Source organism: Arthrobacter sp. MP_M4 (assembly GCF_035984855.1).
GTDB lineage: Bacteria > Actinomycetota > Actinomycetes > Actinomycetales > Micrococcaceae > Arthrobacter.
This window is the reverse complement of record NZ_JAXCHX010000049.1, coordinates 1-6,431: the sequence shown is the minus strand read 5'-3', so window position 1 is coordinate 6,431 and position 6,431 is coordinate 1. Positions and strand designations below refer to the sequence as shown.

The 6,431-nt window shown below is 58.5% G+C and carries 1 protein-coding gene; it reads right to left on the bottom strand.

Annotation, left to right across the window (positions count from 1 at the left end; all coding sequences use genetic code 11):
- Positions 1-557: 557 nt before the first annotated feature.
- On the bottom strand, positions 558-5,885 hold the full coding sequence (locus tag RCH15_RS18815; RefSeq protein ID WP_326962175.1) for a DUF3883 domain-containing protein: 5,328 nt from the start codon (positions 5,883-5,885) through the stop codon (positions 558-560).
- Positions 5,886-6,431: the final 546 nt, after the last annotated feature.

The following is a 6,431-nucleotide window of genomic DNA, read 5'->3' as shown; positions in this document are numbered from 1 at the left end:
CTCCGCCCAATCATCCAAATTGATCACCTTCCATGATGGTCGGTGGCCCTATTTTCAGTTGGCGTTTCTGGCCCTATTTTCGGTTGGCGTTAACATGCGCTCGGACGGACGCAAGGATCGGGATACTCGGACTCATGAACCGATGCTAAGGCTGCCGTTCGTCGTTGATGATGGGACATGCCGTACCTGGCTTAAGACAGCAGTCCGACACCTATATTCGAGGTCTTACGGGAGACCCGCCGACCTTGAGTCGGAGAACGTGTCATCCTGTTCCGAGCGACTTCGGCACACCGGTAATGCTGGACCCGCCGGCTGGCAAACCCACAGACGCCCAGAATCCCGGTGATGACCGGCCTGGGGTTTGAGGAGCTCGTGTTCCAACGAAGGTCGCGGGACGGTTTTGGATGAGCCCAAGTTCATCTGGGGCGCCACCGGTTTTATTTGCCTCCCACTGTCCACAGCGCTGCTTGGCGGCCTCGGGCAGCGGCGAAACGCTATGGGGCATTGAACGCATGAGCTCGAATAACTAAAACGCGAAGGGCACCCTCAACTTGAAACTACGGGCGGAGCGCAAAGCGGAGGCGCACACTATTGCCCACGAAGCTGTACATCGAACGGCTGTCTGCCCTGAAAGGGTTGGGTAACATCACGATTCGCGGTGAATCGGAAAGGACTTCCTCAACAATGAGAAGCCGCCAACGATCGCTTCGCGCGTGCTCCTGAGCACAGCGCACTTCTGTTTCGCCGAGTTCAATCATCCCAGCTTCACCTTGGGTGGCCTTCACCTCATACATCACGGTCCCTTCCGCGCGGGGGACCTCGAAGTCGTAGCCCAGCCCGTCGTCACCTGTCCGCCCTCCCAGCGCGAGACTGCAATTGCGGGATTTCCAGCAGAGCTCGTCGACTTGTCCCGGGTCGCGCTCTGACAACCAGTGATATGCGATCATCTCGCCAGCTAGTCCGAGCGCGTTGCGCTGAATGTCGGACATCCGTTGAGGTGCTTGTCGTGAGGAACCAGGACCGGAAGCTCTATTACTGCCGGCGCGGGTTGGAGTAGCGGGACGAAGGGTTGAGGTGCGGTAGGGCGTCCGAAGGCTTTGAGGGTTACTCTGCAGTAGCTCCCTCATGTTGGTGACCAGGGTGCTCATAGCGTCGTCCAAGTCGATCACTTCGCCGTGCAAGATGACTTGTCGCTGCTGTCGAAGCCGTGCTTGTCGTTCGACGGCAGCTGCGGATTCCTGCGCACTGAGGTCATCGGCTGAAATGCCGAGTTTCTTGAGATCGAGAGTGCGCTCCATATCGGCTGGCCAAAGCGCCAGCTCGCCTAGCCAGCTAATCAGGGTTGGATCGTCCAATTCCTCGAAATCAAGGGCGCCCACAGAGTCGAGCCGAGCCCAAACCGATTCGGGAGCCGTGCTTTCGGCCCACAAGGGAATTAGTCGGACTTCTTCTCGAGCGCACCATGCCCGGATTGCGCGACTGATCGCGTTAAGCCGTTCCAACATGGGTTTCCCGTTTATCTCCCGAACCTTGTCCCAAATTGGAAGATCTGGAAAATGCGGCTCGTCCCCAAATTGGACAGTCATCATGTCGTCGATGTGTTGATCCGCCTGATCAGAAGTCAATTCATCGATTGATGTTCCCCAGTCAGGATCTGCTGTCAGGAACGTCAAATCCTTAATTGAATGCCAGTCGGTCTGCTGCCTTTGACCACGGAAATCTTGCAGGCGTGAGGTTCGGGCCCTACGGATCAGCTCCTTTCGCCGAACGCTCTTGCGGAGACTGAACTCGTGGGCGAACTGCTCGGTGTAGTCGACTGCGGGGGCGTCGGGGAAATGGCGGGCGAGGGCTGTGTTGAACACCTTCAGGTTGATACCGAGTCGCCGCCTTAGCTCATCGGACGTCGCGGTGTCCGCCGCCGCATCTAGCAGCCCCGCCGCTGTCCGCGTGTCTCCCGAGCAGGCAGCAGTGACGGCGGTGCGGAGACCCTCCATGGACAGGAGATCAACATTGTCGGGGTGGATAACTGCCGCGGTCTCCTCATCCCAGAGGCATGGCGCGACGTGGCTCAATCGGCCGACTATTCCGGAGACAGATCCTAGGACGTGAGCTTCGGTTTCGTCGATAAGCCGCGACGGGGTGCCAACGGCGTCGGCAATTTCCCAGTTTTCCGGCTTGGAGAACGTATCAGTAGAGTCGCCATTGAGCTTTCTGAGATTGAGCGAAAGCTCGGCGCTAAACCGCGATTGGCCAAGCAACTCAAGTGCAGCCTCGGCAAGCACCTCTAGGTGCGGCCAAGTCAGAGGCGAACTTAGACCTTCGGCAAGGAGAGTCGGAGCTGAGCCCGGCATAGGAAGAACTCCCCGCAGCCGTTGCGGTAGTCGTTGGTGCCCTGCCGCAGTTGAGATGGTGATCGACTCGCAGCCGGCGAGCCGAATACGCGACAGGTCGTCCAGTGTCTTCGATATTTGTTTACCTGCCCGCAGTGCTGAGGCCCTGGGATGCCGCATGGTGCAAGCCACAAGAAGAGGAAGCCAGGGAACCTCGTCTATCAGTCGAGGGGAATCTTTCCCCGACTGCCACGGCGTCCCGTCGGTCAAGACATCGAGCTTCCACCCGCTGGCGACCTGGACGTTTGCTGGCCATTTATCGCTAAGCAGGTTTGCGACTTCATGGAGGACCGCAGCTTGCGTTGATTCTACGTCTACGGTTGGCCAACCTATTTCGCGGATCAAGCGAGTCGTTGTGGACTTGTCGTCGAGGGCTGCAATGAAGAGGGGGTCGGACTCGGCGTCGACCTCTCGAGTCACGAGCATATGGCCTGCTCGATCGACTGTTACCCCATTGTTCAAATGTGGAACAGATTTGTTGGCTACTTCGCCGACCTGCGCCCAGGCCAGAGCCAGAGCTGACCTAAAATGCTCCAGCGCAGTATCGGGGACGTCTCCTGCGTCGAGCAACCCCGTAAGGTGGTCGATAAGTTTCGCTGCATCGCCGGCATCACCCCAGAGTCGAAGCCCTAGTCGAAGCCGTTCAGCGTTGAATCCTGAAATTGCCGTGAGGATTTTCCGCATAGCTGCATGGAGCACAGGTGAATAAGACGCCGCCATGAGGTCCTCCTGCTTGACGAACCAGACCTCGTCCGGCGACGCGAACTCCATCTGGTCGGAGCGAGGGTAAGCGACGGGCATCCACTTTTCTGATGTGAGGAAGGCAGTCAGCGGTGTCGGGATCTTGGACGGCCAGCCTCCAGGGTTTTGTCTTTTCCAAGTGGAGTGCCGTTGATCCTCTCTCAACGTAGGAAGCGTCCGCGCCACTGACCGCGCATAGGCCTCCTTGGCTCGCAGAGGGAGGGCGGGCGACTCGTGCTGCCCTATAAACCAGCAGATGGGGTCAGGCGTCGTGAACCGAGTATCCGGGTGATGCACATTGCCTGAATCGGTAAGTGTGGGGAGCCACTGAGCGACTACCGCGTGCGGCACATCCGCAGGGACAGAGTCTGCGGCGATGTGCTCTCGGGTCAGGTTCCGGCCTTTGAATGCCCGTTGATCCGGTTGCTCCATCACGGGCAAAGAAGCCGCGACACCGATGACTTGGAGAAAATCGCGCCAGCGCTCGGTCTGAGTGCCCGTCTCATCCAACTTCATCGGGTCAGCCAGAAGGACGGTCGACAACTGTGAAAGTTCTGGGAAAGTGTCGTTCGGAAGGGCCGCGAGAGTGGAAAGGTCATCGGCGCCTTCCACGAGCCATCCCGCCGAGAATCGGGCTCGACCGGCTTTGATCCAGCGGCCTTCTATCGTCGGTACCTCCAACCCCACTGCAGCGAGTTCCTTCGAGTGTTTCGTGGGGTTGTTGGCGAATAACCTGAAAGCGAACTGCAAGGCGTCGCTCTTCACCAGTGGCGACGTTTTCCCAGCCATAACCTGACCAAGATGCAGCAAGAGGCCAGCGGTTCGGAACTGTCTGGCCAGCCCTCGATCCTGAAGAAAGGCGCGGCCTCGGGTTCTTTGAGGGCCCACGTACCACTCCAGCTCCGGATGCAGAAAGACGAGTCGATCTTCCAGAGACTTGGGCGGCAGGAAATCAAGGTCGCTGTCGACAGCGTCGTCATCGTCTGTGCCGGTGCTCTTCGGGGAAAAGAAAACCGCACGACCGCCGGGGCGTCGCGGGCCATCGTTGCCTTTGTGTCTGTGATCGCACGACACTACCGCTCCGTCTGCGCAGAGGAGCAGATTTCGTCCGGAAAGCGGGTCCCCGGACGCGAACAGAACTGGAAGGTCATCGTAGAACATGCGCCATTTAGTCATTGTGGTTGCACTCGAGCCGAGGTCTGCTGCCAAACGCTCAACCCACTCGGCCAAAACTTCCGGAGAAGGCTCGAGACTAGCGCCGAGATACTTCCCGGTTTCAGCCAGCCGCCGCAACCTTGTTTCGCTTACACGTGACGGATCGACGAGTTGGGCTGCGGTTACTCGGGCAACTGTCTCAGGCGTGATGACATTTCCTGAGTCGGTTGGCCACCGATGAACGCTCGACAGTGCGGCCCAACCCGAGCCAAGGCACGGAACGCGAATGACGTCTGCTAACGGCTGGTCCTTCAGGCGTTTAGAGGCCTCATCGACAAAGCTGAGTGTGTTGGCCGCCCAGGCCGTCAGATCGACGACAGAGTTCGCGTCTAGATCCTCGGCTATTAGTTCATCGGCGGAGCGGATGCAGAGCTCTGCAGCGGCCTCTAGGAGGAGTTTGTTGACGGGCTGCTCCGGGTCCAGGCCGAGCCGGGCAAAGTCAGTAACAAACGGGGCGTTAATATGGCCTGAAAAAGGGGCCGCCGCGTTATCGCCCATCGGGAGATATGTGAAAGCATGCGGTGCGCTCACCTCCCATCCGTCGCCCACCGCGACACTCACCTCAGCAGTGGCATCCCACTCAAGCCACCGCGCGTCCAGCGCTCCTTCGTCGACCGACGCCTGCAATGCAGACAGGAGTCGTTCCTGGGGAACCACGAGGCTGAACACATGAAAGCGGATGGTGTCGTTGAGGACCACTCGCATGCCGATGGATTCCGCTGTAACCACTTTTCGGCTGAGCACGTCTCGATCCGACTGGCTGCTCGACTGGATAGTCATCGAACTCAGGCGGTCAAGGAACAACATAACGGGAGCAGGTGAGTTGCGAAGCCGGTCGATCCGCTCCTCAACTTCCTGCGCAGCTCTGGATGACGAGCAGGGCAACCTCAGAACAGTGACGTAGCCCTGCTCGCGCAGTGCCTGGGCCCGAGCAGGGACGCTAGATAACGGGACCGTCAGCATGCTCAGGGAGAGGTTTTTCTCTACTCGGTCGGCGCGTATATCGTCATCGTCCAGCATCTCCAAGAGGTCAGCCCGGGTACCCAAACGAAATGAATATCCGTTAAACATCGAATCGTTGTTATCACGAGCGCTGTATATCTCAGGTACATCGCAGATCTGGAAGACGCTCTTAAACCCGACGCCCTTGTTGCCGATCCCTTCCCCAATAGGTTTGTCACTCTCACCGAGTGTCGCCATCCGCTCAAAGTTGCTTTGCGACAACGGACGTCCGCCATTCGCAACATAGAGCACACCGTGTGCACCCTCAGTTTCGTCAAAAATGATCGCGACTTTGCCATCTCGAGTCCCGGGAAGGTGCGCGTCGTAGCCATTCTGAATCAGCTCGTGAAGAAATCTTCCCCGGTACTCTTTGATCGTGTGAGCGACCATCGCCTTGACGGCGCGGGCAAATCCCACCTCGTCGCGCAGTACGCCCGCTATGACCTTTTCAGCACGTGCGCGAATAAATTCTGCCGGTACGAAGTCATCCGAGTCGTGAGAATCTACGGGCGCTACCGGCGAGTTGGTCTCAAGCATGCAGCCAACTGTAGCCTTTCAGCTGTTGCCTATATCCGAGGGTCCATCTGTCTCTTGTTTGCGGCGTTCCGGGCGCGTCTCCTCGGCAAAATATCAAGGACGGGCCCGGTTGGGCTAGGACATTCTTGACTCGCCAGCCAGCGGGTCGAGAGCCTACGGAAATGACCCACCGAGTGAAGCAGGCGAAGTGGAAGAAGCTGAAGTGCAGTACACGAAAGTTATGCTGTTCGAACATGAGTGGGCGGCCGGCTCGATGAATGACTCGCGATCGTAGTGACCCGCGACCCCCGAGAAGACCCAGATCTGCTTCTGGCGGGAGGGCATCACTCGGCTCCATTCCATCAGCCTCCGCCAGATGGCCCTCGAAGGGACCGGGAGGTGGCCGGCTGGGTGTTGTAACGACGGATAGAACTCGCCCACCATGTTGCCGGGCATTCTGCTCCTATGTCGGCAACTAGTGGTCTGTCTCAGTTTTGTTTGATGGTTTCAAGGGCGACTCGGCCACGGGCCACTTTTTTGAGGATTGAGTCTGCGGTCGCGGTCCAG